Annotated in this window: 21 protein-coding genes; 6 read left to right on the top strand and 15 right to left on the bottom strand. The window is 37.2% G+C overall.

What is annotated here, in order from left to right:
* Nucleotides 1–53 precede the first annotated feature (53 nt).
* The gene (locus tag H1D32_RS21450; protein ID WP_261180228.1) at nt 54–1529 is read left to right on the top strand and encodes a recombinase family protein; all 1476 of its coding nucleotides are present in this window, start codon (nt 54–56) and stop codon (nt 1527–1529) included.
* Between the two features lie 112 nt (nt 1530–1641).
* Here the strand turns inward: H1D32_RS21450 and H1D32_RS21445 are convergent, their stop codons facing one another.
* From H1D32_RS21445 to H1D32_RS21430, 5 genes are all read right to left on the bottom strand, one after another.
* Nucleotides 1642–2562, bottom strand: coding sequence for a DMT family transporter (locus H1D32_RS21445; RefSeq protein WP_261180227.1), 921 nt, complete (start codon nt 2560–2562; stop codon nt 1642–1644).
* Entirely contained in the window at nt 2559–3131 is a 573-nt protein-coding gene (locus H1D32_RS21440; protein WP_261180226.1) for a bifunctional transcriptional activator/DNA repair enzyme AdaA, read from the bottom strand. Before H1D32_RS21440 ends, H1D32_RS21445 begins: the two co-directional genes overlap by 4 nt.
* Nucleotides 3132–3508: 377 nt before the next feature.
* Nucleotides 3509–3631, bottom strand: a complete 123-nt coding sequence (locus H1D32_RS25550) for a DUF5412 family protein (protein WP_396126272.1) — start codon at nt 3629–3631, stop codon at nt 3509–3511.
* A 133-nt stretch (nt 3632–3764) separates the two neighbouring features.
* The gene (locus H1D32_RS21435) at nt 3765–3980 is read right to left on the bottom strand and encodes a DUF5412 domain-containing protein (protein WP_261180225.1); all 216 of its coding nucleotides are present in this window, start codon (nt 3978–3980) and stop codon (nt 3765–3767) included.
* Between the two features lie 193 nt (nt 3981–4173).
* On the bottom strand, nt 4174–5589 hold the full coding sequence (locus H1D32_RS21430) for an MATE family efflux transporter (RefSeq protein WP_261180224.1): 1416 nt from the start codon (nt 5587–5589) through the stop codon (nt 4174–4176).
* Between the two features lie 389 nt (nt 5590–5978).
* Here H1D32_RS21430 and H1D32_RS21425 point away from each other — a divergent pair, with 389 nt between their 5' ends.
* Genes H1D32_RS21425 through H1D32_RS21410 form a run of 4 tightly spaced genes read left to right on the top strand, consistent with a single transcriptional unit; the run spans nt 5979 to nt 10134 of the window.
* Nucleotides 5979–7043, top strand: a complete 1065-nt coding sequence (locus H1D32_RS21425; protein ID WP_314733477.1) for a LacI family DNA-binding transcriptional regulator — start codon at nt 5979–5981, stop codon at nt 7041–7043.
* A 4-nt stretch (nt 7044–7047) separates the two neighbouring features.
* Nucleotides 7048–8208, top strand: a complete 1161-nt coding sequence (locus H1D32_RS21420; protein ID WP_261180223.1) for a Gfo/Idh/MocA family protein — start codon at nt 7048–7050, stop codon at nt 8206–8208.
* A gap of 45 nt (nt 8209–8253) precedes the next feature.
* Nucleotides 8254–9000, top strand: a complete 747-nt coding sequence (locus H1D32_RS21415) for a ThuA domain-containing protein (RefSeq protein ID WP_261180257.1) — start codon at nt 8254–8256, stop codon at nt 8998–9000.
* Nucleotides 9001–9021: 21 nt separating this feature from the next.
* Complete coding sequence (locus tag H1D32_RS21410) at nt 9022–10134, top strand: Gfo/Idh/MocA family protein (RefSeq protein ID WP_261180222.1); 1113 nt, start codon at nt 9022–9024, stop codon at nt 10132–10134.
* Nucleotides 10135–10466: 332 nt separating this feature from the next.
* Here the strand turns inward: H1D32_RS21410 and H1D32_RS21405 are convergent, their stop codons facing one another.
* From H1D32_RS21405 to melA, 9 genes are all read right to left on the bottom strand, one after another.
* Nucleotides 10467–13355 (bottom strand): glycosyl hydrolase 115 family protein, encoded by a 2889-nt coding sequence (locus H1D32_RS21405; RefSeq protein WP_261180221.1) that lies wholly within the window; start codon nt 13353–13355, stop codon nt 10467–10469.
* 717 nt (nt 13356–14072) lie between these two features.
* Nucleotides 14073–14195 (bottom strand): hypothetical protein, encoded by a 123-nt coding sequence (locus H1D32_RS21400; RefSeq protein WP_261180220.1) that lies wholly within the window; start codon nt 14193–14195, stop codon nt 14073–14075.
* Nucleotides 14196–14236: 41 nt separating this feature from the next.
* Nucleotides 14237–14770, bottom strand: a complete 534-nt coding sequence (locus H1D32_RS21395; protein WP_261180219.1) for a VRR-NUC domain-containing protein — start codon at nt 14768–14770, stop codon at nt 14237–14239.
* Nucleotides 14771–14809: 39 nt separating this feature from the next.
* Complete coding sequence (locus H1D32_RS21390; RefSeq protein ID WP_261180218.1) at nt 14810–15088, bottom strand: hypothetical protein; 279 nt, start codon at nt 15086–15088, stop codon at nt 14810–14812.
* A 933-nt stretch (nt 15089–16021) separates the two neighbouring features.
* The gene (locus H1D32_RS21385; protein ID WP_261180217.1) at nt 16022–16543 is read right to left on the bottom strand and encodes a CBS domain-containing protein; all 522 of its coding nucleotides are present in this window, start codon (nt 16541–16543) and stop codon (nt 16022–16024) included.
* Between the two features lie 47 nt (nt 16544–16590).
* Nucleotides 16591–16728, bottom strand: coding sequence for a hypothetical protein (locus H1D32_RS21380; protein WP_261180216.1), 138 nt, complete (start codon nt 16726–16728; stop codon nt 16591–16593).
* Between the two features lie 386 nt (nt 16729–17114).
* Complete coding sequence (locus tag H1D32_RS21375) at nt 17115–18656, bottom strand: glycoside hydrolase family 43 protein (RefSeq protein ID WP_261180215.1); 1542 nt, start codon at nt 18654–18656, stop codon at nt 17115–17117.
* A 304-nt stretch (nt 18657–18960) separates the two neighbouring features.
* On the bottom strand, nt 18961–20646 hold the full coding sequence (locus H1D32_RS21370) for an ABC transporter substrate-binding protein (RefSeq protein WP_261180214.1): 1686 nt from the start codon (nt 20644–20646) through the stop codon (nt 18961–18963).
* Nucleotides 20647–20810: 164 nt separating this feature from the next.
* Nucleotides 20811–22112, bottom strand: coding sequence for an alpha-glucosidase/alpha-galactosidase (gene melA / locus H1D32_RS21365; RefSeq protein WP_261180213.1), 1302 nt, complete (start codon nt 22110–22112; stop codon nt 20811–20813).
* A gap of 112 nt (nt 22113–22224) precedes the next feature.
* Here melA and H1D32_RS21360 point away from each other — a divergent pair, with 112 nt between their 5' ends.
* Nucleotides 22225–23124, top strand: a complete 900-nt coding sequence (locus H1D32_RS21360; protein ID WP_261180212.1) for an AraC family transcriptional regulator — start codon at nt 22225–22227, stop codon at nt 23122–23124.
* Nucleotides 23125–23583: 459 nt separating this feature from the next.
* Here the strand turns inward: H1D32_RS21360 and H1D32_RS21355 are convergent, their stop codons facing one another.
* The gene (locus H1D32_RS21355; RefSeq protein ID WP_261180211.1) at nt 23584–25593 is read right to left on the bottom strand and encodes an FAD-dependent oxidoreductase; all 2010 of its coding nucleotides are present in this window, start codon (nt 25591–25593) and stop codon (nt 23584–23586) included.
* Nucleotides 25594–25888: the final 295 nt, after the last annotated feature.

Below are 25888 nucleotides of genomic sequence, written 5' to 3'. Positions count from 1 at the left end.
CCGAGGATACCCTACTTTTTTTATTTTTTGGAGACTCCAAATTTTGGCCATTTATGTCTTACACAAAATATTTTATACCATCTAAAGAAGAGCAGAAAACATCATTAGAAAATCAACAACGCTACTTCTTTAATGTAATTGCTGAAAAAGGCTGGGATTTATATCGTTTTTACGTTGATGTGGAGACAGGAACAAAGGATAAGAAGAGGAAAAACCTTCTTCAATTAATTAAGGATGCAAAGGAGCGCAAATTTGACATTATTCTTTCTAAAGAATTATCTCGCCTCGCTCGTAACGGTAAACTTTCATATGAAATCAAGGATATTGCGGAGAAAAACAACATTCATATTGTCACATTTGACAATGCTATTAATTCAATTGATGGCAATATTCATATGTTTGGACTCTACGCTTGGCTATACGAGCAGGAATCGCAAAGGACTTCTGAACGAATAAAGGCTGCACTTTTCACCAATGCAAAGAAAGGAGATTTCCATGGCTCAAATGCACCATATGGGTATAAGGTTATTGATAAGAAATTATATCCATCAGAAGATACTACCCCTCATATAACAAAACGGATTTATGACATGTATCTGTCAGGCATGGGTTTCGATTCAATTGCGCGGTTACTTACAAGCGAAGGAGTTCCTACACCAGCAGCAGTTGCTGGTAAAGTAAATGCTGGGGAGTTTTGGCACGGTTCTACAATAAAAAAAATCCTAATGAATCCACACTATACAGGAGATTTAGTACAATGTAGGGAAACAACAAGAAGTGTAAAATCTGAAGCTAGACACCCACTCCCAAAGGAGAAACATGTAATCATCAAAGATGCTCATCAACCACTAATTTCCCGTGACGATTTTGAAGCAGTTCAACATATGATAACTACACGAAAAAAGAATATCACCAAGGGAAAAAAGCATCTCTTTACTAATTTGTTGTATTGTTCTGATTGTGGAACAGGAATGTGGTACCGACAAAATCGGGATGGCTATATTTGTGGTCGCTACGCTCGCTATGGTAAAAATGCTTGCTGTCAAAGAACCATTAAAGAAAAGCATTTACAATCGTTAATCCTAGCCGATGTAACAAAGATGTCGCTCTTAGTTAATAGCGACTCATTCATTAAAGATTTCAACGCTACGTCAGAAGAAGCAAAAAAGCGGGCACAAAAAGATTTACTTAAAATTGACAAGAATGTTGAAGAATTAAAGTTAAAAAAGAAACGTTACCTCGAATTGCTAGCAGCTGATGCAATTACTCACGAAGAATATCGTGACGCAGCAGATGCAACTCAGGAAGAGTTAAAAATTTTATCGCTAAAAAGGAGTGAGCTCAATGCATCACTCCAGGATGAAACGTATATGAATGAAAAAGTTTTAGAACTCAGAAGGGTTATTAATTCCTTCCTACCACTAAACGAGGTTACCGATGAGCTACTTCATTGTTTTGTAAATCGTATAGAGGTAGATAAGAACGGAACGCCTAAAATTAGTTATCGCTTTTCTATTTTACCGGATTAATCCTTTAAAACTATCTGCGACACTACCTCAACATGTGTGGAGTGTATTTAACAAAACATGGGTTGTTCTTGGGTTTTGATTTACAAAGTTTCTAAAATCTGAACTAAGCTTACTAATTTTGTCTTATATCCCTTAATGATTTTGTTTCAACTAAAGCTTTTGACTTTTGATTAGAAAGGAAAACTCCGAAAAAGATTGTTATTAAGCCGATAATTAGGTTACTAGTGATTGGTTCTCCTAATAATACATTCCCCCACAAAAGTGCAGTAAGGGGGATTAGGTAAGTGACAGTACTAGCAAATTCCGCCCCACCATTATTAATCAAATAATAATAGAGTAAATGTGCAATCCCTGATCCTAAACAGCCTAAACCTAATACAGATATTAGAAAAAGTAAATCAATTGATTCTAATATGTTCGCAAATGATGAAGAGTCTGTTGTAACTACTCCTATTGCCCCTATACAAGCACCAACAAGTAAAGAGAATATTGTAATGATGACGACATTTAAACTTTGGAGGTATCTTCTAGTAAAGTGAGTAGCGAATCCATAACAAGTGGTCGCTATGATCATTGTTCCAATTCCAATAAAATTGCTAGAAAGTAGATCGTTAATGTTAAAATTCATCAAGATTAAAATTCCAATAAAACCGAGAAAAATGCCTCCCCATTGCTTTTTGTTAAGATAGACTGAAAAGATAATAAATCCAATCAAACCTGTCAATATTGGCGTCAAGGCATTAAGGACTGCTGCTGTATTACTAGTAATATTCGTTTGACTAAGTGCAATTAGTCCCCAAGGCAATCCTGCATTAAAAATCCCAACGGTCACTAGTGCTTTCCATGGTAGACGTTTCGGAACCTCTTTTTTCTTCATCTTAATTAATAAAAATGGTAATAGGATGATAGCACCCGCGAGACAGCGTAAGAATACCGTTCCCCATACACCAGCTGTACCAATTAAGTTTTCTATAAACACAAAGGATAATCCCCATATTAAACTTAATACTATTAAAGGCCCGATTAATCTCATAAGCTAACTCCCTTGGCAGTTTTATACTTTTTTCTATAAGCGATTGGTGACAACAGCTTTTCTTTTTTAAACAAGGTAACGAAGTAAGAGGTATTAGCATACCCAACTGCGGAGCCAATTCTTGATACCGTTTCGTTTGTGTTTTCCAAGTAATAGATTGCTTTTTCTACTCGAATTTTCCGAAGGTATTCCACTGGACTAATTCCTGTTGCCCGCTTGAACGTTCTCTGAAGATGATATGGACTCACATGAAAAGTTTCTCCAAGAGTCGTTAACGTAATAGCTTTCTTATAGTTTAAGTCCAACCAACTCAAAATGGAATTCACCCACTTCTCCTCAGGAAGTTCGATAGTATCCGGTCTACATCGTTTACAAGGTCTATATTGAAAGGATTGTGCTACGTTCGCATCATGGAATATCCTAACATTATCTTTATTAGGTGGTCTTGAATGACATGATGGACGGCAGAATATCCCTGTCGTTTTGACAGCATAGTAAAAAACTCTATCATAACTGGGATTATTTTCTAAGATTGCTTTCCAATATTCTTCTGGTATTTCCTGTTTCACTCGAACACCTCATCCCTACCTTCTAAGATACCAAAATTCAAAATATAGGCAATAGCTTTCGAATGTAATAGCAAAAAAACAAAATAACGGCTCAAATCCTGTGCCTAGTCACTCCCCCTAACTACGCTTTTATATTATTTCTTTTCCCTTACGGATAGGATGCGAGCCTTTTCTCCGTACTCCAATCGCATTGTTTTTCTTACATCGACAGGCGTTCTCGCATTAACGGACTTGGTTTGCTTTTCACCCATTAGCTCTATTTCAACGAGAAAGCATTTGGATCCGCACCTCATGGGAATTCCCTCTTTTCTGTATTACTTTACTCCATGACGATAATCGTATGTTTGATCTGGAAGAATCAAAGTAACATTATTTATCTATACTATGTTGTCATCAATCCACTCAAGGACAGCTTTTTCTCCTCGGTATTCCCAATATATTTCCTTAGATTTTTTATTGTTTTTATCAGGATCTTTTCTAAAACATTGTTGCTTTTTCAACTAAGATAATTGAAAAAATTACTTAAAAGAAGATATCACCCAATAAATTTAGTAAGAAAAGAGCAATACTTACTAATAGTAGTCAAATTTTAGTATGTACTTAAGCAACAAACTTTGCGAAAACAGCCTTTTATTAAAAAACTAGTTCTCCAAGAACTGAATAGTTAACCGTAGCTCCACCATTATATACATATGCATTAATCGTATACGTACCTTCAGGAGAGGTTAATTCGATAATTAACTCTTGTTTAAATAAACTCCAATCAAAAAAGGTATATTGTACACTAAATACTATAAGACTGACAAGTAGGAATAAAACTATGATTGGGGTCTTTCTTACAAATTTCAAGTCAACTACCTCGATTTTAAAACTCCACTTTTTTCCTAACACAAAATACCAGACAGTTTTTACAATAATTCACAAAATGTCTTTCTCGCATGTTGAATGAACAGTTAAATTGCCATTTCCTGCGCTTGCCCGGGAAAAGTTTTGAATTTCAGGAAAATAAAAACGGCATTTCGTAAACGCCGTTTTTAAAAAGTTAATTAGCCGTACTAATCTGTTTTTTCTCTTTGCCTATACTTTGTTTCACAAGTGCTTTCTTCTTCCAATTTCCTGATAAGTAATAGGTACCTGCAATAACGTAAGCCAGAATAAAACTTAAGGCCATTCCATACCAAATTCCATCAGTCCCAAGAAAATGCGCCAATATATAAACGGCGGGAACTCGTATCGCCCATAAAGAAGCTGCTGTAAGGATAAGACCCCAAATCATATCCCCTGCTCCCCTTAACACACCTGTAATAATAAACATGAAGCTAAATGGGACGAAAGCGAACACTACAATTTTAAGATAAGAAGCACCTTCTTTAATAACTTGAGGATCGTCTGTAAATAAAGCTAATGCTTGTTCTCTTAAGAAAAATAATACCAAAGATAAGCTTCCCGTAATAACAAATGTTAAAAATAGACCAGAACGGACAATGCTCGGGATCCGTTCCCACTTTCCAGCTCCGATATTTTGACCAACCATTGCCGAAATTGCCAATCCCAAGGACATGGCAGGTAGCATGATAAAGCCATCTAACCTCGTTGCCGTACCAAATCCTGCCACAGTAGCCGCTCCTTGCATATTTACCGCACCCATCACTGCAACTACCGCTGATGAGACTACTACTTGCTGCAGCCCTGCAGGAATCCCCATTTTAATCATTCTCATAAGATAGAAATTCTCTGCTTTCCCCTTAAACAATCTCATTTTAAAACCAAGGTCATGTCTTTTGATGTAACTTAATCCTAACCCAAATGCTAACGCTTGAGAAAGGACCGTTGCTAGTGCGGCACCTGCTACGCCTAGTTCCGGAATTGGTCCCACACCAATAATTAAAATAGGGTCTAAAATAATATTTGTTACTGTCGCTACAATTAGAAAATATAAAGGAGTCTTTGAATTCCCTAAACCTCTTAATATAGCACTTAAGTAGTTATATCCCCCAACAAATAATAATCCAGAGAAAAAGATCATTAAATATGTTTGAGCCATATCAAAGATTTCAACCGGGGTTTGTAAAACTCTTAATATGTAAGGCGTAAGAAAAATAGCAACAACGGTTAATACGAGAGCAGCTAAAGTTAGTGCCTTTACTGAACTATCAACCGTTTTCTGTAATGACTCTTCGTCTTTTGCCCCTTTATATTGTGCAACCATTGTCGAGGTTGCAATGACAAACCCAAAGATAAAAGCCAGCAAAACAAAGACGACCGAGCCTGACACAGCAATACCTGCTAACGCATTAGGACCAATAAATCTCCCAACCCAAAACGCATCAATTAATTGATTTAATGACTGCAGTAGGTTACCAATAAGTAATGGAAAACTAAAAAACAATAAATGCTTAAAGACATTGCCCTCTGTTAAATCTCTTCCCCTACTCTTTTTTTCCGTTTGACTAGACATGAAGTACCTTCTTTCTCTGCTCTATTAAATTATTTAGATAGTCTAATTATATATAATTTTAGACTGTAGGTTACTATTTTTCAAATATTTTGTAAATAACAAAAAACAGCTTCCAAGCGCAAATTATAAAGATTTTATATTTTCCATTAAAACATTCTTATTAAGCTAGAACCTACCACTTCAAAATTCGTCACAGTGACTCCCCTAAGTTTCTTGTTTCACAATGTTTAACGATTTATCAACAACGCCTGTGAAACCTACTTGCGAAACAAAATTTTTCGGGGTGTCACTGTGACGAAATTATATTGACAGAATATTGTAATTTTGAGAAAATGAACGCGTGTACATAACGATAAAAGCACTTACGTAAAAAGTTTGACAGCTGGTAAATATCTTTTGGTGTAAAGAATGGAGGGAATTTTATAACTAAGAGAATTGATGTTGCAAAATTAGCAGGTGTGTCAGAAGCCACAGTATCCCGGGTGTTTAATAATGTTGGTCCCATCCGTGAAGAAACAAAACAGAAAGTATTTGAAGCAGCTAACGCTTTAAATTATCAGCCTAATGCCATTGCTCAAAGCTTTGCTAAAGGCAAAAGTGGAAACATCGGTGTCATCGTTCCTTATCTTCCTAAAGTTCATTTACTATCTACCTATTATTTTTCTGAAATCCTAAGTGGAATTGGAATGAAGCTAGGGGAACATCAGTACAATCTACTATTATTGTTTCAAACTCCTAATGAACATAAAGATAATGTCCAGCTTTTTCAATCACAAAAGGTAGATGGCTGTATCATCTTAGGGGCACGGGATGTACCTAGCGAAAAAGAAGATATTGCTAGATTGCATACACGAGGACTTCCCTATTGCCTAGTTAACCAAACCTTCGATGATGATGAACCGTTTAATTCGATTGATGCCAAACATTATGATGGAAGCTTTGAAGCCGTGTCACTACTAATAAAAAAAGGCTACAAACGCATTGCTTTCTTAAATGGACCCATGGAGTATTCAAATAGCTCTGAGCGTTTAAAAGGTTATCAGGAGGCACTTCGTATAGCAGATATTCCCTTAAAGGATAATTGGGTATTCGAAGGCAATTACAGTCGTTCAAGCGGGCTCAAAATCGCACAGGAGATAGGGTCTATGTTGTCAGAGGTTGATGCAGTTTTTGCTGGGAATGACCGGATGGCAATTGGACTCATGCAAGGCTTAGGGGAACAAGGATTTCAAATTGGTCAAGATTACGCTCTGATTGGCTATGATGACTCAGATGTAGCTAGTATTATCCAACCTCAGTTAAGCTCAGTCCATGTTCCATTGTTTGAAATGGGACAAATGGCTGCAGAAAGGGTTTTACAAGCACTTTTACAGGGTAAAACAGAAAGTTATCAAGAACGATTGCCTGTATATGTTGTAGAAAGACAATCAAGCAATAGAATTAATAGGGGATGATTGGATGAAGTCCGTTAACGTTGGGATGATTGGTTATAAATTTATGGGAAAAGCACATAGTCATGCGTATCGTGACCTTCCGATGTTCTTTCCAAATAGCCTTAAACCTGAAATGAAGGTCATTTGCGGGAGAAATGAGGAAGCTGTGGCTCAAGCAGCTAAACAATTTGGCTGGGAAGAATACACAACGGATTGGAAAAGCCTAATCGAGCGTGATGATATTGATGTAATTGATATTAACGCACCTAGTGATGCACATAAAGAGATTGCGATTGCAGCTGCTAGAGCTGGAAAACACATTTATTGCGAAAAACCGTTAGCGCTTACATTACAAGATTCTCGTGAAATGTTAGCCGCTGTACAAGAAGCAGGTGTAAAGCATATGGTTGGGTTTAACTATAGATTTACTCCGGCCGTTATGCTTGCAAAAAAATTAATTGATGAAGGTCGTTTAGGAGAAATCTATCATTTCCGTGCATGGTTTTTACAAGATTGGATTATTGATCCGAACTTCCCTCTTGTATGGAGACTTCAAAAAGAGGTGGCTGGTTCTGGATCGCATGGTGACTTAGGAGCACATCTCATTGATATGGCTCATTATCTCATTGGTGATATTTCAGAAGTTATTGGTATGAGTGAGACGTTTATTAAAGAGCGTCCTATTCCTGCTAACATGACTGGCTTATCAGCTACAAGTGATGAAAACTCTCCAAAAGGGCCTGTAACAGTAGATGATGCGACTTTATTTATGGCGCGATTTGCAAATGGAGCGCTAGGTAGTTTTGAAGCCACGCGTTTTGCAACAGGTCACCGTAGCACAAATTCATTTGAAATTAACGGTAGCAAAGGTAGCGTAATCTTTGACTTTGAACGCATGAACGAGCTACAGGTTTATTTTACTGATGATGCAAAAGACGTACAAGGCTTCCGCCGTGTCTTAGCTACAGACGCTCCTCATGCTTATTCTGAGGCTTGGTGGCCAGCTGGACATACCATTGGCTATGAGCACACCTTTATTCATAGCATGGTCGAGTTAATGGAAGCATTCACTGAAGACCGTCAACCAGTTCCAAACTTTGTAGATGGAGTAAAATGCCAACAGGTTTTAGAAGCGGTAGAACTTTCGGTTGAAAAAAGACAGTGGGTAAAAGTTTCAGATTTGTAAGATTTCTATTTTCCTAGTCTAATAACAAAGGAGCGAAAAATGAATATGACAAAAAAAGCACTGATTGTATGGGGCGGCTGGAACGGCCATGAGCCAGAACAAGTGGCTGGTATTTTCAAAGGAATCCTAGAGGAAGAGAATTTTGATGTAGAGGTTTCTGATAGCCTTGATTCATATGCAGATCCTGAAAAATTAAAATCACTTGACTTAATCGTTCCTCACTGGACAATGGGTCAAATTGAAAAAAAGTACGTTGACAATATTTCTAAAGCTGTGATGAGTGGTGTTGGATTAGCTGGGTGTCACGGGGGGATGTGTGACTCGTTCCGAAATAACGTCGACTGGCAGTTCATGACTGGTGGAAATTGGGTGGCTCATCCTGGAAATGACGGAGTTGAATATATGGTCAATATTAAACACTCTTCTAGCCCAATCCTAGAAGGTTTCCATGACTTTAAAGTAGTAAGTGAGCAGTATTATTTACATGTAGACCCTGCTGTAGAAGTACTTGCAACAACTCGCTTCCCAATTGTAGAAGGACCACATTCTTTAAATAAAGCAGTTGATATGCCTGTTGTATGGACAAAGCGTTGGGGCGTTGGCCGCGTATTTTACAGTTCTTTAGGTCATCTTGCAAATATTGTATCAATGCCTGAAGTATCCCTTATCATGCGCCGAGGCTTCTTATGGGCGGCAGAAGGAAAAACTCTATATGCAAAAAAGGAATCGAATACGTTTGCTGCAGTAGGAAACGGCAGCCGCATCTATACAGGTATGGGAGATAGTCAATAATCACAGTGGGAGGAAAGTTCAATGAGTAAAGTGAAAATAGGGATTATCGGTTGTGGAAATATAAGCTCTATCTATATGCAAAACATTCCTAGCTTCGATCATCTAGAACTAGTTGCTTGCGCAGACTTAGATGTGGAGAGAGCTCGTGCTCAAGCTGAGAAATTCAATATTCAAAACGCTTATTCAGTAAGTGAAATCCTTGACGATCCTGATGTTGATCTTATCATCAATTTAACAATTCCTAAGGCACATGCACAGGTTTGTATTCAAGCTCTTGAGGCTGGAAAACATGTGTATGTTGAAAAACCACTTGCGGTAACACGTGAAGAAGGTCAAATGATTTTAGATGTGGCAAAAGGAAAGGGCCTACTTGTTGGAAGTGCACCTGATACTTTCTTAGGCGGCGGGATGCAAACCGCTCGCCATTTGATTGAAAAAAGTGAAATTGGTACACCCATTGGCGCTTCTGCATTTATGATTGGGCGTGGACATGAGCATTGGCATCCAGACCCAGGTTTCTACTATGACGAGGGCGGAGGTCCAATGTTTGATATGGGACCTTATTATTTAACTGCACTAGTAAATTTATTAGGACCAATCCGTCGTCTTTCAGGTTCTACTCGAATTAGTTACCCTGAACGTACGATTTTGAGCCAGCCAAAAGCAGGAACCATTATTCAAGTAAAAACCCCGACTCATATTGCGGGTACCATAGAATTTAGTTCTGGCGTTATAGGAACGATTACTACAAGCTTTGATGCATTTGGTGGTTCCACTCTTCCACCAATTGAAATTTATGGAAGTAAGGGTACATTGCTTGTCCCAAATCCCAATACGTTTGGTGGACCTGTTCGAATTCGCAAACGCGAAGAAAAAGAATTTGTTGAGGTCCCCCTCACCCATCATTATGCTGGTAACAGCCGTGGTATCGGTGTAGCAGATATGGCCCTTGCCATTCTAACAGGCAAACCGCATCGAGCGAATGGAGAATTGGCATTCCATGTATTAGAAGCGATGCACGGTTTCCACGATTCCTCTGAAAGTGGGACCTTCTATCGAATGCAAAGCACCTGCGAAAAACCTGAGGCGTTCCCAGAGAATTATCAATTTAATCCATTGGCTAAAAATTCATAATTCTAGATAAATCATAGACCAAAGGTTTATCAATCTGAGTTAAATGTATACATTAAACGATCCTAGGCAGAACCAGGGAATTTTCATCTATACAATAAGCTGTTTTCGCAAAGTTTGTTGCTTTCGTAAAAATCCCAAAAGCCGGATTTTTACACAAAAATACTAAGATTTCACAACTTATTTAATAAGTAGTGCTCTTTTCTTACTCATTTTATTGAGTGATACCTTCATCTAAGGAATTTTTCCAATTATTTTAGGTTAAAAAGCCACAATGTTTACGAAAAGAGCCTTATAATAAAATAAAGTGACCAATCAAATTGGTCACTTTTTTGTTATCTTCCTACATAATAGGTTTCTGTTGGTCCTAGATAGCTATTTGCAGGTCTCTTTCCTTCGGGATAGATGACGAGCTTTTCTAATACAAATCCAGGACTGACTGCGTAAATACGTAAGGTATTTACTCCTTCATGACAGTTTATTTTAATCACGTGCCTGTCGATATTGTCAAGCACCCTAATTGCCCAGTTGTCATCATCAACACGATACCCTTCAGGAAGTGTATTCACAATGTAAATTTCATCATCATTTGTTTGGATGCCACAGAATATCGTGAAATCATTCGATACTGGGTTAGAAGGCTGCATATATAACTCCAACTCATAGGATCCAGCTTCCTGTACTACGAATTGATATTCAAGGTTAGGAGCATCCTTTCCTGGAGTAAAGTACTCTGTCGTCGGAAAAGCCTTTACAGCTGATAATGTTTTACCATAACCATCAAGCACTTCGAATTTATGAACAGCCCCCTGCTCGCTCTTAACTTCCTGTTTTAAGACATAATGCTCTGCTTCGATAGAAATATATCCTTTTGTCTGAATAAAAGTCTTCTTAGCTAGGTTACCGATGTCGATTGGTGATGCGATTACAATGATTGTACAAGTACCTACTGGTGTTTCCACTACTATTCTACCTTCAGTTTCTCCATTTATTGCACTACGATCAATTTTTACATCAACTTTTTCCGTTGCTTTTTCGATACCATCTAAGCTCCCACTTGTCTTAGAAAACTTTAACCATTGGTTTTCGCACGTGATTTTAAACTCTGCATTAAGGTCACTAATACTAGAGATTGTAAAAGAAGCTTTCTCCACATCAGGCTCTAAAAAGTCATTTAAATTTAAGGTGTTTTTATGCCATGGGCTTCCTTCACTGTGTTGATCTGTTCCATCCACCCTAACCATTAGTCTTGGTTTACTAGCAGGCATGACATTCATTAGGATTGGGTACTTGCACTCATCTTCATTCCAATGAATAAAACCAATATGTTCAGATAGGCCCATACCATACCACTTGCCATCCTCAATCGAATGATATTGCTCCACTAGTTCACGATCTCTTTTTAGACATTCTTTAATCTGTTCAGAGAGTTGGTTTGCCTCCATTTGACCTAATTTGGCTGCGTGGTTATTTTTCCCAGTAAGTAACCACATTTTCTGTAAATTAAGGTTACCTACAGTCGGATAATAAATTAGTGCAAAGTAAGCTGGGAAGTGCTCAGGATTCACCTGCTTATAAAGTTCTTCTGCAAGCTCTAATAGGTAATGGATTCGCGCTAATAAATGATCCGTTTCCTTGTAATTCACGGGATGGTATACATCTGCATTCATATGCTCAGGTCTACGATTATGAGCAATCTTTGTATAACCTGTCAGTAGCTCCCATACCTTTTCCATTTCATCCGGACCAAACACACCACCAAACTGTTTTTCAATCCATTGTTTGGTATATAAATCCGTTGAATTTAAGGCACTCGTTCCCCATTTTTCAAAATCATAAGCCATATCTAGGAAATATGATAACGGGAATTCCTGCGTGCAAACATCACCAACATTTACGATCCAAAGATCGCGGATACCAAAGTCGTAAGCCATCGTCATCTGTTCCCATATCTTCGGAAGATAAGAACTGTTAATCCATTCATAAGAAATTGGCCCACCATGGTAATCAAAATGGTAATACATACCATAACCACCTTTATGGTTACGCATTTCTTTCGTTGGTAATGTTCGAAGATTTCCGTGATTGTCATCACAGAGCATCAAGATAACATCCTCAAGCTCCTTAGAGTTCATTAATCCTGGTGTATCCTTATCTCCATAAAAGAATGGTTCTACTTCTTTATATAAGGCAAGCATCCTAGGTACTTCAGAAAGATTAGGATTAACGTTTTCTTGTATCAATCGATTTTGTGTCTGTAATACAACTCTTAGCAGTTCAATATTGTCAGCTAATGTTGCATTTTTCCCCATGATGGAAGTATCTTGTTCGCCACGCATTCCTACAGTAATCACATTTTCAAATTTTCCGCTGCGCTTTAGACCGTCTTCCCAGAACTTTGTGATTCCTTCTCTGTTAGAAATAAAATTCCAGGCATCTCCGTAAATTGAATTCTCTCCACGGAGATATTTATATTCCTCTCCATAACGCAAGCAAGGCTCATGATGCGATGCGCCCATGACGACTCCATATTCATCTGCCAATTCAGCATTTGCGAGTCCCGGCCCTTCATCACTGAAACGAGCTGACCACATTGCAGGCCAGAGGTAATTTCCTTTTAATCTCAATAGCAGTTCAAAGACATGATCATACATTTCTGCATTAAATCCGCCGAAATTTTTCATCGTCCAGTTACCAAAGGCAGGCCATTCATCATTGATGAAAAAGCCACGGTAACGAACTGACGGCTCTTTAGAAATATATTTCAAGTCTTTACTCAAGGAAAATGCTTCTTTACGCTGTGGCTTTACACTACTCCAGTCAACTAGCGGAGAAACACCAAGACGTTCAGATAAGTGAAATAAACCATAGATCGTACCCCGTTTATCACTTCCTGCAATGACTAGAGCGCTTTCAACACCTTCAAATGGTTGACTGATCACTTGGAATAGATACACTTCTCTCTTACCTGTAATTTTTGATAGATCAATCAGCTTTTTCTCTTCAAGTTCCTGAAGAAGCGGACTATGACCGATTGTGCCATAAAAAATAGCCTGTTTTCCAAGCTTCGCTCTATCGCTCGTAGCTTGTGGTGCATATTCAAAAACTAGCTCTATATCATGCATCACCTTACTAGCAATTTTTTGTACACCACTAAAAGCCTCTTTTTCCTGATACAATAATGGAACGGTTTTTAACATTTCCTGATTAATCACAAAGTCCATAAAACCATCCTTTCCGAGACAGAGGGACAGGTTTCTCGTCTCACACCGTTATGAATACAGGTACTTTTTGCCCGTTGATTGGGACAATGTTCCTGTCCCTCTGTCCCGCCCATACATTCGTAAAATCAACAGGTATCTCGGCTAGCGCCAACCACCCATGAAATTTTCACCTCAAAAACAAAACACCTTTACAATATCTCTGTACCTTAATTTCCCTTGGCGACTGAAGCTTGATCCATTTGTATGCTATGATAGAAGGTATACCACTTTCCATTAATCTCCACGATGCTGCCATAATATTGCGACCATAAAACATTGTTTATCGGCAGTTTTGTAAAAATTAATATAAAGATCATTATTGCCACTATCAAAAGAAGCTTCAGCACTGAACAAGCTGTAAAGAATAATGGCAGAGATAAAAAAATTCCAATATTATTATTTTACCTCTTGAACATCTTAAATGTCCTCCTTACAAAATATACTTTTGCACCACTAGATTAAAGAACTTTGTGGTGGGACAAGGGGACAGGTTCCTCGTCCGACTCCGCAAGTGGTGTGAATTTAGAAGGTGCGGTGCCTACCCGAAAATCTTATTTCACAAAATCGTTTCACAGATGTGCAGATGCCAATAATATTTACTAAAAACAAATAGGTCACTCAATACGAGTAACCTAATTTAATATATCAATATTTATATCAACTCTAAACTCTCTGATTTCAAATACCAAGCTGGTAAATGATTATTTCTCTTATCGTTAGTTGATTTTGTTCATCTGTATATTTCTTTAAAATATCTTGTACCATTAATAACCGTTGGCGGTTTGATAAGTTTGAGGGCATATTTTGAGCTCCCTTCAATTGTAGTTAAAATAATAGAATTGTTAATTTATAAGCTCAATTGTTAATTGTTCGTTACATACTGAAGTAGTAGTATCAGACAGATAAATAAGTTTACTGTCAATTTCTAAAAGCTGCTTTGCTAGATAAAAAAAGCGAAGTTGTGGCTCTCGAAGCCTATCTTTCTCTTTTTTCACTTCAGCAAAAAAACAAGTTTCTAAGTTAAAGACAAATAAATCAGGATTTTCAATTGAAATTCCTTGTTGAATAAGGTGCTGAACCGCCTCTTTAAATTGCTTTATTTTATCAGTGTTTACCATGGTTGAAATTATTTTATTGTATCGTTCGTATTTTGATGTTTTCGAAAGTAAATTAAATTCATTTGTTAAGACATAATATCCATGATTTCTAAAATACTTTTCTGCCACCCATTCTCCGAATCCATATCCATTACTAACTCCAGGGCCTTCCCAATCTAATATAAACGCTGGTACAATACCGCTATCTCTATGCTTCCATTGTTGTAATTCTTCCTTAAGATAAGGCAGTGTTATTTGATCTAATTCTATAACCGTCATATCTATCCACCCTTATCAAATTTTTTGAACTATTTCTACTTACTTAATATTATCTCTTAATAGCTTCTTGGCGTGTTCTGAGATAACCGGACTTTTGTATAACTTTACAATTGCTTTTATCATGTCTGCTTCATCAAATGCAGGAGCATTATTTACTGTTTTACCGTTTTTTGTATATCTCATTAACAATTCTTCATGTTCCAATTTTTCTCCATCAATTTTGGGTGTACAACGATCAAATACAATATCGTATTCATTGTTAACATTGTGTGAAATCCGTTCATTTACTATATAATTTATTCTTCCAGTTTTGCTCATTACTAAGCCTCCCTCGTTTATACTTAATATTTTCAGACCCGTTTTTTGTGTGTTTGCAAATTACAATAGTTCGACAACTGCTGTTAAATTCCTCCAATTCGGTGTAGGGGAAAAATATATTACGACACCATACAATATTAAATATTTTAGAAACGACGTTGCCAGGGAAATGGTTAAATAACCATAAATACAGTAAATACAGGGAAGTATTAATAACTTCCCTGTATTTCTTATAACGCTAACCCTAATTATAAACAAAAAAGTGCATCTCTCCTCTTTTAACACGATAACTATTTTCTCAACTAAGTTAAGGAATTGATATCAATGTTCTCGAATATACTAAATGGTTCTTATTCTTTCTTTAACGCTCTTTTCTAAAAGCAACAAAGTTTACGAAACAGCCTTCTTTAAAGAGGCATTTCTTATCTAATAAATTAATCTAGGCCATTTTAGTTATCTTTTCTATATTCCGGACAAACATCTTTATTTAATGCATACTTATCAGGTTTAACTTCATAGACTAAACATTCAACTACACTTTTATAATTTTGACAGTCACTGCATTGAGATGGTGTAACCTTAGGCTTGTAATCATCAAACCTCTTTTCACTACTCACAATAATCTTCCTTCCACAGAGAATTATTTGTTTTCCTATTCAACCCCTAGAACTCACCTAAAAGATTAACTAACTCTTGTCTTATTGCATTATTATATCCGGTGTCACTTCCCGGAATTGCTCAACGGTCATATAGTAAAAATAAAAGCGCTATACTACGATAGCGCTTAAAAACATTCTATATTTTTGTATAATTAACTGAAAAGCATCGCGTTATCACATAAACATTTGATAGAAATTCACACCATGTTTTGGAATAGAAAATCCATTTATATATTCTTATTATTATAATCCTAACAAATTGATAGTTCTTTATTTAATGGCTATTATCTAAGATATCCCATGCAGTAATTATTCCTAGCAATTTTTCATTTTCTTCTCCATTCTCGGTTATTAACATGGCATCAATTCGATTGGAGTATTTCTCGAAAATATCTTTTGCATCATAAATAGATTTCTTTCTGCTGATAAAAATAAAATTATTTTTTTCTTCTTCTAACGACATAACATCACCTATTGACGTTTCTATTGTGGATAATAAAAGGTGATCATCTTCTACATTATAGGACAACCAATTAGTTATTCCATTATCAGTTAGTAAACCTTTAAATTCCCCATTTGAACTATAAACCGGAAAATTCGTATACTTTTTAGTTTTAACTTCTTCCAATACTAAAGAAAGGGGATCATCTACGTTAAATCGAACTACGTCTCTCATAAATCTCGGTATTAATAATTCAGGTTTGGTTAATTCGTTATATATGTTATTAAATTTTTCAACTATTTCTGGCGAAGGGTGTGCCACATAATAATTTGGATTTGTTTTTTCATGGATCATTAAATTTCTTAATGTTGCATATAGTTGAAGTTCATCGAAATATCTTTTTATAATCGAATTTTTATTTTTTGCCTTTTGAGAACAGAACTGTACCCATCTTCGTCCCTAGCTCCAATGGTCTTCTTCATCCACTTTTCCGTTTTATTAAATACAGCAAGAAAATCTTCTGCACTATTTTTTTCCAAAGAAATCTCTCCTATTTACTTTATAAATTTTAGTAACGTCTATCTCCCAAATTCTTCCGTTCAAGTAATCGATGTTATTAGAACTACACAATACATATTTCGACACATTTTGTAAAACCCCTTCAATATCACCTTTGAAAAACAAAAGAGTGATCTCCTTTTTTGGGAAACCACTCTAGTAATAATTAATTTTCTAATTATGATGAAGTTAATCTAGTGCTTCTTATCTATTTACTATGCAGCAAATAGCCCACTTGTTTTTTCACCTTACTTATGATGCAGTTCTCTCTGGTTTACTATGTTATTGGCTTTACTTAGCTAATTATTTCGATTTGAGCACATTTGTCATACTCTATATTATTTTCCACTCTCTTTTTTAAACTAGGTCAATTACCAATTTTTCTACTACCATTTAGTTCCACTCTAAAATAATCAAAATCTACAAAGCCACCAGTTGTTTTTGTGGCATAAGAAAACAAAGCAAAACGATAACCCATGAAATGGTCTAGTTTATAGCTCATCTGAAGAGTATTCCCTATTAAATTCCAGTTAACATTATCTAGACTATAGTAAAAATATGCCTTGTCTGTCTGATTTCTGTAATCAAAATCAATCCTAAAATATACCTGCTCCTGATCAATGGGGATGCTTTCTATTTCCTCTGGTATACCAGAACTAGCATTTACCATTACAATCTCTTTAAAACCTTCGATCATTTTCACACCGACAAAGCCATAATCCTTTTGAAAAGCAGCAAACCCAGCAATGTCCCCGTCCTTCATATGTATCGTTTCTATTTCAACACTACCGGAACATTCCGGTCCAAATGTTCTTTGGGTAAGGGTATTTCTTGCATCTTCCAACCCCGTGCTGACTTTTCCATTTCTCATCCTTAAATAACCAGGACGTTCCGTTAAGGACCAGTTCTGATTGTCCGGATTATGATTCCATTGCCAAGCCATTTCAAGGGAGTTATTATCATAATTAAATTCATCAGACTTTATTATGTTATTTTTAATATTCTTACTACTAACTGGAATAGACATATGTTTTGGAACAGTACCTTGCTCACCAAATACTGGCCAGTTATCTCTCCATGTAACTGGAATAAGACAAGGAATGCGACCTACTGATCCATGATCGCGAAACAGCAATCCATACCAGTTTCCATCAACCGTATCAATAATTCCTCCTTGTGCCGTACCACTGGGATCATCCAATGCAATCCTGCCCTCATACTTACCATCGATACGATCAGATCGGTGAACAAGCTGTGTTCGACTGCCATTCTTGGGCCATGTTATCGTAAACACATAATAATATCCATTGATCTTATGGATATGTGAGCCTTCTGCCTCAAGAAGAACGTCTTCTTGAGCACTTGCCACTAAACTAGCATCTGGAATAATAACTTTGTTTAGCCCTCCTTCTTTAATGGCTGTTGTATCTTCTGTAAGTTCAATAATTTTTATATCTCCTCTGTCATACACCAAATACACGCGTCCATCATCGTCAAATAATATAGACATATCATGGTAATATTTTTCTAGAGTAGAACGTTTCCAAGCACCCAATTCAATATTATCAGTGGTAAAAATATATGTCTTCCCGGTAGACAACGAACCGACAACTAAATAAAAAGTGCTTTGATGATAACGCAGACTACTTGCCCATGAACCTTTTCCATATTCATGTTTTCCGTTTGTTAGCGTTTGTTCCTCATTTTCGGCTAGAACATCATAGGCGTAACTAACGATTTCCCAATTCAATAGATCATACGATTTCATAATCGGTACCCCAGGGTTCATGTGCATAGTAGTACTAGACATATAATAGACATCACCTACTCGAATCACATCTGGGTCTGGTACATCTGTCCAAAGGATAGGGTTTTCAATAATATGTTGATTCAATAAGTCTTCTTTCATGGACTTAAATTCCTTTCCATTTTCCTATTTTTCGCGGTTAAATAGCTTGATAGCCAAATCATAATGAATATGTCTCGTCTCTACTTATGTATTGGGATCAGTAAATCTTCATCCTTTTTGTTAAGCTATTCACTGTACTTTCAACTGCGGTGCCAGATACGGTATAAAGTTTATCCATTTTAAACCACTTACTTCAAACAGCTGACATAATAAACTTCAAACCCAATACCTCAACAAAAGTGGCTATGACAACCTTATATCTGTTACCATAGCCACTTCATTTAATTTCTAAATATGGTCCTTATCACCATTCTCCTCGAACACGAGCCTTAATAACATCTGTGTAGAACTGCTCATAGCTTTCTACATCTAAAGCCCTATAAGCTGAAACAAAATCATTCCACTCTTTTTCAAAATCAGCTTGATTAGCCAATGCAATTCTTGCGTAGTGACGTCTTATAATTTCATTAGCACGCTCATTAAATACTTGTGGGTCAGACCCTTGGATCATATTGGCACTCCAAGCTGGGTACCAAGGACGATCATCCGGGGAAGAGAACAACTCAGAGAATGTTTGGATACCATAAGCGTTAAGGTACTCTTTGTCAGCATCCGTGTACGATGCTAGAGCAACCTCAGGTTGTCTTCGTGGTTCAACAGCATTTCCTTCTATGAAAGAACCATTAATTCTTGGCCAGTTCCATTCGAATGTCTTCATTCCTATTTTTTCTCTTTCTTGCTCATTTTGAGTAAGTTCAATTTGTTCAGGTGTGCGGTAGTAACGACCCTTTTCATCTACATTGTAATGTTCGTCTTCAAATCCCCAAAAAACAAGCTTTTGAATTTCTTCTTTAACTAATTCATTCCAGAATTGAATAATTCTTTCCGGATTTTTAGCATTTACCGTGATACCTACTCCACGGTTACCTACAAACGCAGGCGGATCTAGATACTGATCTTTAATATTCTTATCGAATACAATTGGTAAAGCCATAAACTCACGATCAGGGTTTCCGGCATCTCTCAATGCGTTACTTGCATCTCCAAACTGCCAGCCATAGTCAAAAAACCCTAAAACACGACCAGAAGAAAGCTTTGCAATATACTCATCGTAGTTTGAAACAAAAAGTTCTCGATCAAGTAATCCTTTTGCGTTAAGATCATTTACAGTTTTTAACCAGCGCTTCGCATATTCAGAATCAGCGTATACGCTAGCTTCATGGGTTTCCATATCAACCATTACACCACCATCGTTAGGATAACCAGCTAAATGGTTTGGAATATTGGAAAATGCAAAAAATCTCCAATCATACGTCAATCCAGTAAATGGAATTACATTCATTCCATCAATTCTTGGGTTTTCTGAAGCGTAGCGCTCTATGATTTCCATATACTCTTCCAATGTCTTGATTTCTGGAAAACCGTATTCTTTAAGGATTCCTCGTTGAATCCAAAATGCACCTTGATCAATATTTGGGTTAGGAATAAATTCATTTACATCTGCACCAAATGGTATATAGTAAATATTCCCATCACCCATCGTAAATCTATTAAGATATGGACCATAAACTTTAAGAATTTCTTGACCATGTTCTTCAAGAAGATCGTTTAGCGGGATAAATGCTCCAGCATCTAGCATTGTATCAATTGCGGCATCCGGTATTACAACGTCTGGGTAGTCACCGCTCGCAACCATTAACCCAATTTTTGTATTCATGTCACCAACAATATGTTCAAGCTTAAAGTTAACACCTGTTCTGTCTTCAAGAATTTTCCCAATTCGAGTCGTATTGGTATCAAGATCTTTCCCAGGGACTGCAGCGTTATAATAAGTATACGTTACTGGTGTTTTATTTTCTTCTACTTCTTCCTTGTCAGTCTGTGGTTCATCTTTATTATCTGAAGAAGTTTCATCAGTTTTTGAACAAGCGGTGAAGAATAAAAGCATGGATAACACTAATAATAATACCGAAAATTTTCTTTTGAACATCTAAATATCCCCCTTTGAATTTTTTTGTACTACTACATAAATGAAGTTTTAAACCTTCTCTATACCTATCACCCCCTAAAAGTAAAGTGAAAATTTTAAGCGCTTTCATTTACTAGTGTCCACCATTCTTTTTTACTGACAATACGCCCAAAAATAAAAACGTATCAAACATAGGTTGGTAGCCAATTTCCATGTGCTTCAATTAGATCGTCACAGAGGGAAACAATATCATCAATTGATAATTCTGCAGCCGTATGCGGATCAAGGAGGGCTGCTTGATAGATATACTCCTTCTTTTTTGTCATAGCTGCTTCAATGGTTAAAAGTTGGGTATTAATATTGGTGCGGTTTAGCGCCGCAAGCTGTTCTGGCAGGTATCCAACATAAGTAGGGGTAATTCCACTGCGGTCAGCTACACAAGGAACCTCAACGCATACTTTTTCAGGTAAGTTACTTATTAATCTACCTGTATTTAAGACATTTCCTCCAAATTTAAACGGAGTGTTTGTTTCCATTGCTTCAATAATACGAGAACCATATTCCTGTGAACGTTTATGGGTAAGCGACTTGTTATTTACGAGATTATCCCGCATTTCTTCCCAGCCCTTAATTTGGTTCTCACACCGGCGAGGGTACTCGTCCAATGGGATATTATATTTATCAATGAGCTCCGGATAATTTCGCTTAATAAAATATGGGTGGTATTCTGCATTATGCTCTGACGATTCGGTTACATAGTATCCGAATTTATCCATTAACTCAAAACGGACCATATCATTATGCTTGCTTTTCTGTTTTTCCTTTGCTCTCCGTTTTATTTCCGGATAAAGATCCTGCCCTTCCTTGGAAATTTCCAGAAGCCAAGCCATATGGTTAATTCCGGCAATCCTTTCTTTTATACCCGTTGGATCCATGTCTAATGATTTAAATAAGTGATCTGTACAAATTTGAACACTGTGACATAATCCAACCGTTTTGATAGGGGTGAAGCGGTTCATCACCCCTGTTAGAACAGCCATAGGATTTGTATAATTGAAAAATAGGGCATCTGGGCAAACCTCTTCCATATCCTTTGCAAAATCAAGCATGACTGGAATTGTACGGAGATTTCGAAAGATACCTCCAATCCCTATAGTATCGGCAATGGTTTGCCGGAGACCATATTTTTTAGGAATCTCAAAGTCTATCACAGTACTTGGTTTATATCCTCCAACCTGAATTGCATTAAATACATACTTTGCCCCACGCAGTGCTTCCTTCCGGGAAGTATAAGCCTTAATCGTAACTTTTCTATCCAGACTTTCCGTTAAATTTATCAGCATATTCTCAGAATCTCTTAATCTCTGTTCGTCAATATCATATAATGCAAACACAAATCCTTCTAAAGCAGGAACAAGCATACAGTCCCCTAATACATTTTTGGCAAATACGGTACTACCAGCACCCATAAATGTGATTTTTGACATTTTCTATCCTCCTAAAGTTAACCTTTATCAGAGTATGTTTGTGTTAAAATAATCATAAACAAGAAATGAGAGTTGTCTCAACGGTAAGATAATGTGATTGGAGGGTAAAAAATTGTCTGGTGAATCCGTAGTAACACCTTATGGCTCTTATCGAATTAGCTCTCTGTTTAAAGAAAATGAGCAGTCTCAGATTTCAAGCATCTATGTTGTAGGTTGGGAAAATCGAGAAACAGTAGATTACTATTGGGATGGATTACATAGAAATGACACAGGTACCTATGTTTTTCAATATACGCTCTCCGGAAGTGGAATACTCGAATATGATAACATCAAATATCGCCTTAAATCCGGCGAAGCGTTTATTGTAGACATTCCTAGCTCACATACTTACTATCTGCCTGATGATAGTGAAAGGTGGGAGTTTGTCTATATAACCCTCCAAGGACAGGAAGCGTTAAAATGCTGGAGGTATTTGCGAGAACTATTAGGTCCTGTATTTCAAATTCAGGCTGATTCGGAACTCATTCAGCTACTTATGCGGATATATCGAGACGTTGCAGAAAGAAAGGTTTCAGACATCTACATTTCTTCAGCAAAGGCCTATGAATTTATTATGGAATGCTATCGTTTTGGTAAAAGCAAGGCACTTGCGATAAATGAATTACCTGAAGCTATTTCAAAAGGTGTTTTTTATATAAGAACGCATTATGAAAAACAGATTAGTGTGGAGGATATTGCGGAGTATGTTGGATTTTCAAAATATTACTTTATAAAAAAGTTCAAGGAACATATGCATATGCCTCCGCTTCAATATTTAACGAAAACTCGAATGGAACAAGCTTTCCGGCTACTAACACAAACGGAATTGCCAATTAAGGAAATTGCCGAAAAGGTTGGTTATACTGACGCAAACTATTTTCATAAGGTTTTTAAAAAAGCTGTTGGAATATCTGCAGGACAATTTAGGGAAAATCGCTCAAAGATCCCGTTTGAACATTTATTAATTGAGTAGGTCCCACCAGCCATAAGTTCCTAACCCCTGGCACAAAGCTTTACCCAGTCGGATGTGGTCAGGAACCAAAATTAAAGAAGATGTCTAACTCTAAGTAACCCAAGAAATGAAAAAGAAGCCTTTCAAAAGTTTAGTGAACTTATGAGTAGCCTCTTTTTCATTACCTATGTTAACTAAATGTTAGCATTTCACTCTCACCTTACTTACAAACCCAGTTCTACCAAAGGTTCAAGGGGCAGTCTAGCTACAATGGCTAGTCTCTCGCATCATAAACTTACATCATAGTCCTATCCTTTCATAGAAGGAGACTATTTGACGCTTACCTTTATTTCCTTTTTTATTGAATATTATCGTTGTACTGCGCAACAGCTAGGTCTGTTGTTTTTCGTCTTTCTTATTCAAAATTCCAACCTTGTTTTTACATCTAAAGAAGCGGTTCTGCGTGTTGCTATTTGAAGGCTATCTTGTACTGGCCATCATTCTCGAAATTCCTCCACCATTTTCAAGGTTGGTGAAACCATATGCTTTGAGAACCTGCACTGCATAGGCACTTCTTGCGCCTGACTCACAGTAAAGAATTATTTTTCTATCCTTCTCTCCAAGTCTTTCTACTTTAGACTGTAATTCGTCTAGAGGTATATTTATCGCGCCAGGATATGCACCGTATGAAAATTCCCCGGCAGTACGCACGTCAACAATCAAAGGTTCATTTGAATCTTCCTTTTTCATTTCAACTGTTGGAGCGTTCTTCTCTTCCACATTGCTTTTCTCTCCAATTTTTTTTGGTTCTGGAGCAGGCAATTCTAAACGGAAATTTGATGGAGTTACTGCCCTAACATAGCTGGAAAGACTTGCAAATCCTCCGCTTACATTAAATACATTGGTAAATCCTGTTCCAACGAGAGTACGCAATGCCTGATGTCCTTTTTTTCCTGTTTGGTCATAGACAAAGATTAGTTTATTCTGCGGAAGCTCATTTAGTTTTGATGGAAGAATCTCTAAAGGTATATTCACTGAGCCTTCTATATGAGATTTTTCGAATGCAAATACATCCCTTACATCAATCCAGAGTGCTTCTTTACTATCTATATGAGTATCTATTTCAGAAACTGTCAATGTGGGAGAGTACCCTGAAATTCGGTTCTCGGCTACATATGCTGCCATATTCATGGCATCATTTGCTGTTCCAAGAGGTGGTGAATAGGCAAAATCCATATCCGCAAGATCAGAAACTGTGAGCTTTGTTGCCGCGGCTGCTGCTAGAACATCTAGTCTTCTGTCAGCACCTGCATAACCTGCAGTCTGTCCGCCTAGCACCACTCCGGTTTCTTTGTCATAAACCACAAGTACAGTAACCTGTTCTGCTCCTGGAAAATAAGATGTGTGATGTTCTTTATGAATGACAATTGCATCTGCATTAAGTCCTGCAGCTCTAGCCCCTTTTAAAGAAAGTCCGGTAATTCCTGCAACTGCTTCAAAAACCCTGACAATAGATGTACCTATAGAGCCTTTATATTCATGTCTTTTGCCTAGGGCATTTTCTGCTGCTATTCGCCCTTGACGATTAGCAGGGCCAGCAAGAGGAATACGTACTTTCTTGCCGTGCACTCGGTGTTCAAGTTCAACCATATCCCCTGCTGCATAAATGTTGTCGTCGCTGGTTTTCAATGTTGAATCGACAAGTAAGCCGCCCGCTTCACCGATAGTAAGACCTGCTTCTTGAGCAAGTTTAAGGGTAGGCCGCACACCTATAGATAACAGAACCATATCTGCATCAACTCTAAGTCCATCCTTAAGAGTTACACTGTTTCTTCCTATATCGGAAACTGCTTTATTTGTTAGAACATCTACTCCATATGACAACATTTCTTGCTGGATAAACCCTGCTATTTCGGCTTCCATAATAGTCATCACATGTGGCATCATCTCAACCACAGAGACCTTCATTCCCCTCTTAACAAGTGCTTCTACCATTTCAAGGCCTATAAATCCACCGCCTACAACTACCGCTGTCTTAGGCTTTTTATTTTCTATAAATGAATTGATCTTATCCATGTCTTCAAGAGTCCAAAGCTGGAAGACATGATCCTGTTCTGCGCCAGGAATGGGCGGAGCGATAGGTTTTCCACCCTGAGCCAGAATCAGCTTGGTATATTCATATGTTTTCTTTTCTCCAGTACGTGAATCTACAGCATGTACAATTTTGTTTTTTCGGTCAATCTCTGTTGCGGTTGTATATATATGAACATCTGTCTGATACTGGTCATTAAAACTTTCAGGACTTTGAAGGATAAGCTTTGATCTGCTGTTTATGTCTCTTCCGATATAATATGGAAGTCCGCAATTTGCAAATGAGATATCGGGTCCAGATTCTAGAATTGTAATTTGAGCTTCTGCAGAAAGTCTTCTAGCTTTTGCTGCCGCTGTTGCTCCTGCTGCTACACCACCAATAACAACAATTTTCTCCATGTTTATCGCCTCCGAATAATTTACTTAGTAAGTTCTGCCCATACCTTCATCAATAATAAAATTAGATTTTGAGCTGTATTTTAATGCACAAAAATCATCAAATACTTAGTGTCAGCACAGATTTTGCAGATATCTTTTTATTTACTATGATGGAATATCGATACCTACAACACCTTTGATGTATACCCCACTAGGTATATAATATAAGTTTTTTCTTTAGTTGTCAATCCTCGCGATTATGTAAAGTTTTAACTTATAAAAGTATAGTGTCGGCCTACTCAACATTACCCAACCT

The sequence above is a fragment of the Anaerobacillus sp. CMMVII genome (assembly GCF_025377685.1).
Taxonomy (GTDB): Bacteria; Bacillota; Bacilli; order Bacillales; family Anaerobacillaceae; genus Anaerobacillus.
This window is presented reverse-complemented; position numbering and strand designations above follow the sequence as displayed.

Excerpts from the sequence above, each read along its gene's own strand:
- H1D32_RS21450 (WP_261180228.1), top strand. The coding sequence starts at position 54 with ATGTCTTACACAAAATATTTTATACCATCTAAAGAAGAGCAGAAAACA.
- H1D32_RS21445 (WP_261180227.1), bottom strand. The coding sequence starts at position 2,562 with ATGAGATTAATCGGGCCTTTAATAGTATTAAGTTTAATATGGGGATTA.
- H1D32_RS21430 (WP_261180224.1), bottom strand. The coding sequence starts at position 5,589 with ATGTCTAGTCAAACGGAAAAAAAGAGTAGGGGAAGAGATTTAACAGAG.
- H1D32_RS21420 (WP_261180223.1), top strand. The coding sequence starts at position 7,048 with ATGAAGTCCGTTAACGTTGGGATGATTGGTTATAAATTTATGGGAAAA.
- H1D32_RS21415 (WP_261180257.1), top strand. The coding sequence starts at position 8,254 with ATGACAAAAAAAGCACTGATTGTATGGGGCGGCTGGAACGGCCATGAG.
- H1D32_RS21410 (WP_261180222.1), top strand. The coding sequence starts at position 9,022 with ATGAGTAAAGTGAAAATAGGGATTATCGGTTGTGGAAATATAAGCTCT.
- H1D32_RS21405 (WP_261180221.1), bottom strand. The coding sequence starts at position 13,355 with ATGGACTTTGTGATTAATCAGGAAATGTTAAAAACCGTTCCATTATTG.
- H1D32_RS21400 (WP_261180220.1), bottom strand. The coding sequence starts at position 14,195 with ATGCCCTCAAACTTATCAAACCGCCAACGGTTATTAATGGTACAAGAT.
- H1D32_RS21395 (WP_261180219.1), bottom strand. The coding sequence starts at position 14,770 with ATGACGGTTATAGAATTAGATCAAATAACACTGCCTTATCTTAAGGAA.
- H1D32_RS21390 (WP_261180218.1), bottom strand. The coding sequence starts at position 15,088 with ATGAGCAAAACTGGAAGAATAAATTATATAGTAAATGAACGGATTTCA.
- H1D32_RS21385 (WP_261180217.1), bottom strand. The coding sequence starts at position 16,543 with ATGATCCATGAAAAAACAAATCCAAATTATTATGTGGCACACCCTTCG.
- H1D32_RS21375 (WP_261180215.1), bottom strand. The coding sequence starts at position 18,656 with ATGAAAGAAGACTTATTGAATCAACATATTATTGAAAACCCTATCCTT.
- H1D32_RS21370 (WP_261180214.1), bottom strand. The coding sequence starts at position 20,646 with ATGTTCAAAAGAAAATTTTCGGTATTATTATTAGTGTTATCCATGCTT.
- melA (WP_261180213.1), bottom strand. The coding sequence starts at position 22,112 with ATGTCAAAAATCACATTTATGGGTGCTGGTAGTACCGTATTTGCCAAA.
- H1D32_RS21355 (WP_261180211.1), bottom strand. The coding sequence starts at position 25,593 with ATGGAGAAAATTGTTGTTATTGGTGGTGTAGCAGCAGGAGCAACAGCG.